Consider the following 10,226-nt stretch of genomic DNA (forward strand, 5'->3'; position numbering starts at 1 on the left):
GGTAATTTTGTGTTCAGTGATTTCGACATCCAAACTGCAAGTGTCCGGGCAATCCAGGGTGCAGGCTGAGGGCAGAGTTTTCGTCGGCATGATTTTCTCCATCTATAAAATAACAACATTAAAATAACAAAAAAAGGGCAAGGAATCAAGGATTGAGTTTTAATCCAAAAAGTGTTATATATTCTTAACACACCCCGCAAATATTGACTTTTTGAACCCTGCTCTGTATATTCTCCGGTGACTCCCCAAACCTAAAACACTAGCCGAAAGAGAAGACTCTGAAAAAATTTCCGAAAAATTTAGCGGTCCTGATTTCGCTTCTTGTTCTTTTTTCCTGTAACTCAACCCACCCAAAGAAGGAACAGGTCTCTGCCGGCCAGCCACAGAAAGCGTCATCCCTAAAAATAGGCGCTCGTGACATTCCACCAGGTCAATGCCGAATCATAGGAACCATTGTTTCCATTGATGCAATTCAGAAAACCGGAAATGCTGACGACCCGTGCAGTAAGGAGCCTTGCCGGGCTGTCGTTAGAGTTGAGTCTGTGCTCGGTTACGGCCAGGGATTCATCAGGCCTTTGTCTAAAAGCAAGGAAGTTCCAATTACCTTCAAATTCACTTTATCGCCTACCAATGACCTTTTCCAAAATATGACAAAAACTTATCCCGGCCTCGAAGTGGGTAGTAAATTTCTGGCGGACGTCGAGGCTCACGAACTGATAGGTACAAAAACAATCAACTATTTAATCTACGGTTATGAGATTCAAAAAGCAGGTGTCAAATAATTTTAAAAATCCTAATGAGGAGAATAAAATTTATGAAAAAAAGTGCCGGGTTTTTAGTTTTAATCGGTCTCGTTTTTGGTGTGGCTGTTTATTTTTCAATGGATTCATCTAAGAAAAAAGTAGCGCAAAAAACTTTGTTATCGATATCGAAGTCCTCAATTGGAAGCGAAGAGGATCCTGAGGCCCGCGCCAGATTCGAGTGGCAAAGGTTGCGTGATCCCCAGACCGATCAAATCCCAAGAAATATTCGTGCAAAAGAATTAGAGTTTGCTAAATCGCTGCCGACGAGGAAAGCCTTTGATTTCATAAAAAATGGTCAGAATCGAGTCCTGTTTAAAAATCAGGCCTGGACCCTTCGTGGCCCATTTAATGTTGGCGGCCGCACGCGGGCCCTGGCCGCTGATGTGACAAATGAAAATATTCTCCTGGCAGCAGGCGTATCCGGAGGAATCTGGAAATCAACAAATGGCGGTAATAGCTGGACAAAAACCACCCAACCAGATCAACTCCACCTTATCACTTCAATAGCTCAGGACACGCGCAGCGGCAAAACTTCAACCTGGTATGCAAGTACAGGTGAATTCAATCCCGGTGGTCATTTTGGCACTCCCTTTCGGGGAGATGTATTTTTTAAGTCAACCGACGGAGGAAACACCTGGACGAACATGCCTTCAACCCAGGTTAGGGAAACTCCGGAATCTTTTGATAGTGGTTTTGATTATACTTATAAGATCATAACTGACCCCACAATTTCAGGTAGTGATGTTGTTTACGCGGCAACTTTCGGCGGGATTTATCGCTCGACCAATGGGGCTACATCTTGGGCGCTGGTTTTAGGGGTGTTCTCAAACGATGCACCTCAATATACAGATATTACAATTGCATCAAATGGGGTTCTTTATGCTACATTAAGTGAAGCGTCTAATTCTGGCAATCCGGCACCTAAAGGACTCTACCGGTCAACGAATGGCACTGCCTGGACTGAAATTACTCCAACTAGTTGGCCCTCAACTTACCGGCGAATTGTAATTGGCATCGCACCCTCTAACGAAAATGTGGTTTACTTTGCCGGCGAAACTCCGGGCAGCGGGTTAAATGATCATAGTTTCTGGAAATATACTTACGTTTCCGGAGACGGCTCCGGTGCAGGCGGTACCTGGGCAGACCGTTCAGCGAATCTTCCGGCCGAAGGAGGGAAGGTAGGAAATTTTGATACTCAGCGCTCTTATGATTTACTCCTCGCGGTTCATCCAAATAATGAAAACACGGTTTTCCTTGGCGGAACCAATTTGTATCGATCTACGGACGGCTTCGCCTCTGGCACAAATACAAAATGGGTCGGTGGGTACTCTCCGGTAAATGATTTTTCACGATATGAAAACCACCACCCGGACCAGCACAGCCTTATATTTTCGCAAAGCAATCCAAACGGCATGTATTCAGGCCATGACGGCGGGTTAAGCAAGACCACCAATAACATGGCTGATCCAATCGCCTGGACGCCACTCAATAACGGCTACTTTACGACTCAATTTTATAGTGTTGCTATCGATCCGACCAGCGGCAGTAACAAAATTATGGGTGGCACCCAGGATAATGGTACCCATTTCACCAACAGCACATCCTCCAGCACTCCCTGGGTTGTGCTAACCGGAGGCGACGGTTCATTTTGTGCCTTTCAAAATAGCAACTCGGTTCTGGTATCAATTCAATTCGGAGAAGTTTTTCGAGCCACCATAAATAATAGCGGTGGTCTGACAGCACTCGCCCAGGTTGATCCTGTAGGTGGAGCCGGTGGCGTGCGCGAAGATTACCTCTTCATCAATCCATTTATACTCGATCCAAATAATCCAAACATCATGTATCAGGCTGGGGGCGACCGAATCTGGCGCAACAGCGACTTAAGCGCAATTCCTCTTGACGGCACTCAAGAACCCACAAGCATTAATTGGACCGAGCTGACCAATACAGCGCTTACGGGTCAAACCATAACCGCATTGGGCATCTCCAAATCCTCAGCAAACCGCCTTTATTATGGGACTGGGGATGGCCTGGTCTTTCGGCTCGATAACGCCAATAACGGCAACCCAACCCCCACAGACATCTGGACTGGTAAAAATCTGCCCGCGGATTCCTACATAAACTGCATAACCGTAAACCCAGATAACGCCGACGAGGCTTTGCTTGTCTTTTCCAACTACAAAGTTGTTAGCATTTTCCAAACGGATAATGGCGGCAACAGTTGGACGCCGGCGAGCGGCAACCTGGAAGAGAACCCTGACGGTTCCGGCAATGGTCCGGCCGTTCTCTGGGTGGACGCTTTAAATGGCTCCGGGTCAAGTATATTCTTTGCTGCCACAAGCACGGGACTTTATTCAACCACGACCTTAAACGGTTCCTCCACTGTTTGGACACAAGAAGGCGCTTCCACAATCGGCAAAGTCATCGTGGACATGGTGAAAACCAGGGCCTTGGATGGCTTAGTGGTAGCAGCAACACATGGCAACGGGGTCTACAGTAACACATTTGCCACGAGTGTTGAAGAAGGAGATTCTAGTTTACCGGAAGAGTTTGACTTGCACCAAAACTACCCGAATCCGTTTAATCCATCAACGACTATTTCGTTTTCTCTTGTCCGCGACAGCCAGACTTCGATTAAAGTATTTAATATCCAGGGCAAGCAAATTGCTACTTTGCTCAATGAACACAGAAAATCCGGCAGCCACACAATTACCTGGGATGGGAAAGACCAAAACGGTCGCGAAGTCGCCAGTGGCATTTATTACTACCGTTTAGAAACACCGTTTAATGTAGCAACTCAAAAAATGACTCTTCTTAGATAAATTTGCGATTTTTATGTCCGGTTTACAGCGAACTCCATACGGCTCCTGGAAGTCACCCATCACCGCAGACTTAATTGTAGGTGAAACGGTTCGCCTCGGGCAGATTGTCCTCGATGGAGAAGATATCTACTGGGTTGAAATGCGTCCCGCAGAGGGTGGCCGTAATGTAATTGTTAAACGCACTGCCGACGGTAAGCTAACCGACATAACCCCAGCGGGCTTTAATGCCCGCACCCGGGTCCACGAGTATGGCGGCGGCGCTTTTGCGGTAAACAAAGGTACAATTTACTTCTCCCACGACAATGACCAGCGCATTTATAAACAAACTTCCCAAACTGTACCGAAACCCTTAACTCCGGAAAAAGAATATCGCTATGCCGATGCAGTTGTTGATGCACACCGAAACCGACTCATTTGTGTAAGAGAAGATCATAGTCATCCCGGTCAAGAGGCGGTAAACTCTCTCTTAAGCATTAACCTGGATGATAACAATGATTGCAACGAAATTGCAACCGGCGGCGATTTCTACTCGTCACCTTCTTTAAGCCCGGATGGCAAGAAGCTAGCCTGGCTCACCTGGGATCATCCCAATATGCCCTGGGACGGTACGGAACTATGGCTTGCTGAAATAACTGAGGATAGCACTTTAAGCAATCACAAAAAAGTTGCCGGCGGTATTGCTGAATCAATTTTTCAACCGCAGTGGTCGCCAGACGGCATTCTTTACTTTGTTTCCGATAAATCCGGGTGGTGGAATCTCTACTGCTGGCAAAATGGCTCGATTCACCACTTACTCGAGAAAGAAGCAGAGTTCGGGCTGCCGCAGTGGATATTCGGAATGTCCACCTACGCATTTGACGATTCCAGTCGCTTAGTTTGTACATACTTTGAAAAGGGTACATGGAAATTAGCTCTTCTGAATACAAACACCCGCCAGTTCGACAACATTGATTTGCCATTTACTCACTTCGATTCCGTTAAAGCTGAAAATGGTCAGGCGGTATTTCTCGCCGGCTCACCTATTTTGGCCAACGCTGTTGTGAGTCTGGATTTGAAAACACACGAATTCCAAATTTTGCGCAAGTCGGCGGATGTCGCTCTTGATTCAACCTATCTATCTCGACCTGAAACCATTGAATTTCGCACAGAGCAGGGACGAACGGCTCATGCTTACTTTTATCCACCCCAAAACCGTGACTATGATCCACCTGAAGATGAGCTGCCTCCGCTGATTGTCAAAAGTCACGGTGGACCGACTGCGGCAACATCCACGGCACTGGAATTGAAAATTCAATTTTGGACAAGCCGCGGCTTTGCCGTTCTCGATGTTAACTACGGAGGCAGCACGGGTTACGGCCGTGAATACCGGCAAAGATTAAATGACAACTGGGGCATTGTTGATATTGATGATTGTGTAAACGCTGCAAAATATTTGGTTGAAAAACAGCTGGTCGATCCAAATCGGACAGCAATTACCGGGGGCAGCGCTGGTGGCTACACCACTCTCAGCGCCTTAACTTTCCGGGATTTCTTCAAAGCGGGTGCCAGCTATTACGGGGTTAGCGATTTAGAGGCCTTAACAAAAGACACTCACAAATTCGAGTCAAGGTACCTGGATAGTTTAATCGGCGCTTATCCGGAAATGAAAGAACTTTATATAGCGCGTTCTCCAATTCATCACACCGGGAAGCTGTCCTGTCCGATTATTCTGTTTCAAGGGCTTGAGGATAAAGTTGTGCCGCCAAATCAAGCAGAAATGATGGTTCAGGCTCTGCGGAGTCAACGGTTGCCAGTGGCTTACGTTGCATTCGAGGGGGAGCAGCATGGTTTTCGCAAAGCGGAAAACGTTAAGCGCACACTCGAGGCTGAGCTTTATTTTTATTCAAAAATTTTCGGTTTTGAGTTAGTTGAGAAAATCGAACCGGTTGCAATTGAAAATTTGCAATAATTTTCAGCGGTAAAAACCTTGACAAATTCTGAGGCAATCATTACTTTCAAAACATTAATACTCAGTCTATAATATTCCCTGCAGTTTTATATCAAGATGAAAGTCAAAAGCCATACCAAACTTCCGGTCACTGTTGACAAAAGCCACATAACGACACTTGGCGAACGGCTCTATACCGAAAGCATCGAGCTCATTCGGGAATTGGTCAACAACGCCTATGACGCAGATGCTACCGAAGTCAAAGTAACTATCCAGCCAGAGCAAATCAAAGTGGAAGATGATGGCATCGGTATGGACTGGGAAGGGCTGCTGCAATACTTCAATATCGGCTCACCAGAAAAATTACATCATAGCACATCCCCCAAATACCAGCGCGACAGGATTGGACAGTTCGGTATTGGCAAATTTGCCAGTTTAGCTGCTTGTGAAACATTTGAGGTGTTCACACAAAAAGAAGCATTCGCCGCCCGAGTCATTTTCGATAAAAACAGTTGGTCCGAAAACCACGATACCTGGGAGCTGCCAGTCGAGATCGTTGAAGCGGATCGATCTCAGCATGATGGTACCACCATTAAGCTTTCAAAATTGACCCGTTCTTTTGACCCTGACCTGGTCAGGCAAAAAATCTTAGAAAGCGTACCTATTCAGGCCAAAAACTTCTCGGTTCTGGTAAACGGAAGAAGGGTCGTGATGGCTAAAGTGCCGGGCCATCGGATCCCATTTTTAGAGGGAACGTCTTTTGGGCCTTTGCACGGTGAGATTATAATCGTCCCGGTCTCCCAGGCCTCTGCTGAAGAAATGGGAATACAGATTCGCGTTAAGGGGGTGATGGTACGCAAAGAATTTTTCGGCATTCAGGGTTGGGGTAAAGATGGCGCACGTATTCGCGGCGAAGTCAATGCCGATTTTCTGGTTGTAACAAGCGATCGCAGCGGCTTCCGTACCGACGTTGAAGAGTACAAAGCCTTTGACACTGCCATGCAAAAACTGCTTCGTGACGTAAAGTCACAGTTAGGACGATTAATCGACCGCAAAGAGACACAAAAAGTCAGGCGGGCCCTGACAGAAGCAATGCTTCGAATTCAGACTGCACTCGAAAAACACCCTGAGTTTCTGGAGGCCGGCATCCTTCCGAAGGGTGAAGAGACGGATGCAGTAGGTGAACCCGGAGAAATCAAACCTGATAGCGAAAAATCAAGCATGGAGGAAGAAGAACAGAACAGGATTGCAGTTGAACCTGAAAAGGAGCCAGAGCATATCTCAGATGCAAAAGAAGATTATGTTAAAAAACCAGCGAAGCCGCGAATTAAAAAACTGTCAAGCAATGCAGTCATTCGAAAAATCGCTGTCGCTGATTTTTTGGTTACTTGCTGCCTGGACCAGTTCGGCGAAGATGGCCCTGAATGTTTTACTCAAGGACAGGTCATTTATATTAATCGCGACCATCCTTTGTATAAAAGAGAAACCAAAAAAAAAGTAACACATACCATGTATTTAGCTCGTCTTTTATGCCAGGAAATTGCTTTGCTGAAAAACCCACCCGATGCGAGGTCCGCATTTCAAAAGCAAAGCGAGCTGTTGCGAGATGCATTTTCGGATTAGTGAAATAACCGATACTATCGCTTCGAGCGATGGTATCGGTAGCATGCCTTACTTTCTATCCTTAAGACGATACACAAATTTTAAGCCCGACCAAATCTCATCGACCGCACATACTTTGACATCGACGAGACCGTTCTGCAAACCAATATCCCGGACGATATTTTCATTCAAATTCGTCGTGACTTTCGAGGCTTTCTTTGGCCAGGAAATCCACAGGAGGCCGTTTTGTGCCAGCGCTGCTTTTAAAATTGGAAATTGAGTTCGCAGCTCATCTTTGCTTTTTGTAAAAAAGTGAATATAGTCCACCGGGCCATTCAGTTCAACGATGGTAGTTGTCTTTTCTGGCAATTCACCTAACAGGGATTGTAAGTTATCCGGCGGATTTGCAAAATGGATTTTGAAGCCTAGTTTGATACCTAATTTTTTGACTAAAGGAGTTTTAGAGTAGCCGGCAGGCATTTAGTCGCTTTCTCCTATGGAGTATCTATTTTCATGATTTACAAAAATAATCTACTTGAAACAACTAGTTACTGACATAAGATCAATTACTTCAGATGCAAAATATAAACATAAACACCCGGTCCAGTGGTGGTCGCACTGGTGCCTTTCAAACCTTTGTCTAAAAAAAACCGTTCTGCATTTAGCGCTTCTTGTTCAGAATCTGCTTTCCAGTGCAGCCAGGTCAAGGGATTGCCCAATTGTGCTTTGCAATTAAGGGGTTCATCTGTTAATCCAATTTGCCACTCTTTATATTTCCCTGCTGTAATATCTTCAATTTGTCTAATGATGTAGTTCTCTGATGCCATGTTGTTGTTCCTCGTTGTTTAACCAAAGATGCAAATTTTCTTGTGTTATGCAAGTGCCGTACCATACATAGAAAAAATGATATCATTAGATTGTCAAGAACTAAGCTATTGAAAATATAAAACATGGGTCTCATTGACCTTGTGAGGCGAAAAATGTGATAGCTCTAATAAATATTGTTTCTTAAGGAGATTTTGTAATGATTGGTTACAGAACATTGGACATCAATGTCCCACTGGTGGGGAGGATCATTAGAAGATCCAATGCAATTCCTTTTTTTAATTGCCCTCGTCGCTGAAATCAATGTCACGGTGGGCGCCGTCACAAAAGGGTTTATTTTTTGAAGCGCCGCAGCGGCACAAGGAATAATGTTCTTTACTCGGTGGCTGCAATCCTTCTTCGACTTTAAGGGCAACATCTCCACTCACATCATAAGGTCCGTTTTTGGCAATTTGAATCGCCGGTTCTCTATCTTGATCCCTGTAATGTTTTTCATTTATTGTATAACTAAGCGCCCCCGAAGGACATTTTTTAATCACCTCAATAATCGTTTCGACCTCTGCCCGATCCGGATCAATCCAGGGACGTTCTTCCAATCGGAACACCGATGAGAGCTGCTCTACACACTCCGTGGCATGGCAGCAAATCACCCGGTTGTCATGAATGGAAATTTCTTTTCCCTCGTAAATCTTTTCTTTGGTTAAAGATTTGTCGATTTCCCGTATACCAGAAAATTTCGCTGCAGTATGGGAACCATCACAATAAGGTTTATTGGCGGATTCTCCGCAACGGCACAAAGCAATTCTATCTTTAGGAGATAGGGCCTCGCCTTTTGAATTCTGAAAATTCTTGAGTCCTGAGACAATCAGCGGCCCGTTTTCCATAATTTCAATTGTTACGTTTTCCATACCAAACCCTTTCAAAATCCGATTAAAACTAAAGACGGGTCAACGTGATCAAGTTGCTCGTAATTTGATTACAATCCTACTTTAGCATTGAGTCCCAGTTCGGTTAAAAACTCCGTCGCTTGCAATAAAGTTTTGACGTCGGCCAGAGAGGGATCGATTTCCTGTGCGACTCGAAGCTCGGCTTTAGCCTGTGGCAAGGCAAATCGCCTCATGGCATCCAGGGCTTTTCCATGTGCTCGATGGCTACTGTAAAAAGTTCGATCTGAGTGGTCATGAACCGAATCCCAATTTAACAAATCCAAATTCCTTAAAGCATTGACAAACGTCTCGCGTCTCACGTCTTCGAGTTTGATGTTTCACAGGGAATTTTGCAAATGAAACACATCCTTTTTTTTTGCAAAAATGCGCGGAGATTCAGGCCCAGGCTCATTTTAGCGCCCACACATCTCACAGCGCCCCACAACACAACTTATACTTCTTCCCACTCCCACACGGACACGGCTCATTGCGTCCGATTTTGCTGCGCACCACGTTGGTGCCCAACTGGATTTCCTCCGACAACTCCGTGGCCAGAAACGTCTTGCACTCTTCAAACGCCATGTCCGCCCAGACCTTGAGCTTTGCTGGTGGGTCTCGCAGATATTGTTTCAGAATACGGTAAGCCTCAATGCTGCCGCGGTGCCCCAGCAGCATCAGGGCTTTCTTTTTCTTCTTCAATCTCGTTTTCGGATTGAAGAGAGTTTTTCCAAGGACTTCCACTTTCTCTCGCGGCAAGGTGCGATAATTTCCTGGCAGCCAGTGATGACTGTTCACATAGTCGATTGCTGCCTGGCCTTCCGGGCTGTTCGCGTTGTCGACGAATGTCACTTGCGTAACCATCCCCGCGGCTTGCGCTGCAGCCATGATTTCGGCTATTTCGTCAGTATTTAGATTTGCCTTTGAATTGAGAATATCCTTTAAATCCATCTTGCCCTCCTTCGCAAACGGAGACGTTTGTGTTACAATTCTCTATTTTCTCTCCTCGACTTCCGGGAGCACTCGTTCCACGCTTGAAACCTGTCCTGAGCTTTGCCGAAGACGCTTCGCGCTCACGAACCCACCACCTCCACCATCCCGAATCCCATGGAATTCTCCTCCCCTAACCCACACTACCAGGCTGTGCGCATCAGTTCGGTGCTGCCCGTTAATGTGAAATAGCTTTCAAAGGCTTTTGCGTTTTTGTTTCCTCAGGCGTCCCCTCTTTTATCACAATCAATTTGGAGCGCGGCCGGTCTCGCTTTTCAAATCGAACTGCGAGTTCCGGGTTTTCCGGCAGGCGACCATGTACGAGTTGGTATTT

General features: G+C 45.8%; 8 protein-coding genes and 1 pseudogene. 4 read left to right on the plus strand and 5 right to left on the minus strand.

Annotated elements, in window-relative coordinates; genetic code table 11:
- The first annotated feature begins 542 nt into the window (after window positions 1–542).
- The 4 genes from IH879_12705 to IH879_12720 all read left to right on the plus strand — a co-directional run bounded on the left by IH879_12705 (window position 543) and on the right by IH879_12720 (window position 7,175).
- Entirely contained in the window at window positions 543–782 is a 240-nt protein-coding gene (locus tag IH879_12705; protein ID MCH7675799.1) for a hypothetical protein, read from the plus strand.
- A gap of 32 nt (window positions 783–814) precedes the next feature.
- On the plus strand, window positions 815–3,625 hold the full coding sequence (locus tag IH879_12710) for a T9SS type A sorting domain-containing protein (protein MCH7675800.1): 2,811 nt from the start codon (window positions 815–817) through the stop codon (window positions 3,623–3,625).
- Window positions 3,626–3,638: 13 nt separating this feature from the next.
- Window positions 3,639–5,573 (plus strand): S9 family peptidase, encoded by a 1,935-nt coding sequence (locus IH879_12715; protein ID MCH7675801.1) that lies wholly within the window; start codon window positions 3,639–3,641, stop codon window positions 5,571–5,573.
- A 96-nt stretch (window positions 5,574–5,669) separates the two neighbouring features.
- On the plus strand, window positions 5,670–7,175 hold the full coding sequence (locus tag IH879_12720; protein MCH7675802.1) for an ATP-binding protein: 1,506 nt from the start codon (window positions 5,670–5,672) through the stop codon (window positions 7,173–7,175).
- A gap of 48 nt (window positions 7,176–7,223) precedes the next feature.
- Here IH879_12720 and IH879_12725 read toward each other — a convergent pair whose 3' ends face one another.
- The 5 genes and pseudogenes from IH879_12725 to IH879_12745 all read right to left on the minus strand — a co-directional run bounded on the left by IH879_12725 (window position 7,224) and on the right by IH879_12745 (window position 9,427).
- Entirely contained in the window at window positions 7,224–7,634 is a 411-nt protein-coding gene (locus IH879_12725) for a DUF3052 domain-containing protein (protein MCH7675803.1), read from the minus strand.
- A gap of 86 nt (window positions 7,635–7,720) precedes the next feature.
- Window positions 7,721–7,981 carry a hypothetical protein gene (locus IH879_12730; protein MCH7675804.1) on the minus strand — a complete coding sequence of 87 codons (261 nt, stop codon included), beginning with the start codon at window positions 7,979–7,981 and terminating at the stop codon, window positions 7,721–7,723.
- Window positions 7,982–8,257: 276 nt separating this feature from the next.
- Window positions 8,258–8,887, minus strand: coding sequence for a CDGSH iron-sulfur domain-containing protein (locus IH879_12735; GenBank protein ID MCH7675805.1), 630 nt, complete (start codon window positions 8,885–8,887; stop codon window positions 8,258–8,260).
- Window positions 8,888–8,955: 68 nt separating this feature from the next.
- The gene (locus IH879_12740) at window positions 8,956–9,183 is read right to left on the minus strand and encodes a hypothetical protein (protein ID MCH7675806.1); all 228 of its coding nucleotides are present in this window, start codon (window positions 9,181–9,183) and stop codon (window positions 8,956–8,958) included.
- Window positions 9,184–9,334: 151 nt separating this feature from the next.
- A pseudogene (locus IH879_12745) lies at window positions 9,335–9,427 on the minus strand (SEC-C domain-containing protein).
- Window positions 9,428–10,226: the final 799 nt, after the last annotated feature.

The sequence above is a fragment of the candidate division KSB1 bacterium genome (assembly GCA_022562085.1).
In the GTDB taxonomy this organism is placed as follows: domain Bacteria; phylum Zhuqueibacterota; class Zhuqueibacteria; order Oceanimicrobiales; family Oceanimicrobiaceae; genus Oceanimicrobium.

Excerpts from the sequence above, each read along its gene's own strand:
- IH879_12710 (MCH7675800.1), top strand. The coding sequence starts at position 815 with ATGAAAAAAAGTGCCGGGTTTTTAGTTTTAATCGGTCTCGTTTTTGGT.
- IH879_12715 (MCH7675801.1), top strand. The coding sequence starts at position 3,639 with ATGTCCGGTTTACAGCGAACTCCATACGGCTCCTGGAAGTCACCCATC.
- IH879_12720 (MCH7675802.1), top strand. The coding sequence starts at position 5,670 with ATGAAAGTCAAAAGCCATACCAAACTTCCGGTCACTGTTGACAAAAGC.
- IH879_12725 (MCH7675803.1), bottom strand. The coding sequence starts at position 7,634 with ATGCCTGCCGGCTACTCTAAAACTCCTTTAGTCAAAAAATTAGGTATC.
- IH879_12730 (MCH7675804.1), bottom strand. The coding sequence starts at position 7,981 with ATGGCATCAGAGAACTACATCATTAGACAAATTGAAGATATTACAGCA.
- IH879_12735 (MCH7675805.1), bottom strand. The coding sequence starts at position 8,887 with ATGGAAAACGTAACAATTGAAATTATGGAAAACGGGCCGCTGATTGTC.